The following is a 279-nucleotide window of genomic DNA, read 5'->3' on the forward strand; positions in this document are numbered from 1 at the left end:
GTCTATAATTGGTGGCTTACCTGGTGAAACCGAGGATGAAATTAAACGTTCTGAGGAATTTTTACTTAAAAATCAAGATAAAATTGGCATCGACGTCATGCAAATGCTCGTCTTAGAACCAGGTACCTATATTTATGAAGATACAAATAATCCTGATATCCATATTCAATCAAGCAAGAATCTAAGAGGAAACAAATTACTCAATTATGGGATGGGTAGAATGGGAGCTACATTTCAATACTCTGACGGAAAAACGTTTGAAGAAAAGCTGGATAGATT

General features: G+C 35.1%; 1 protein-coding gene. It reads left to right on the forward strand.

Annotated features, from left to right (window positions below; all coding sequences use genetic code 11):
• A partial coding sequence (locus tag AC6UDG_RS07565) for a hypothetical protein (protein WP_500706969.1) occupies positions 1-279 on the forward strand: 279 nt, incomplete at both ends.

Source organism: Fructilactobacillus sp. X2R1C1 (assembly GCF_059901435.1).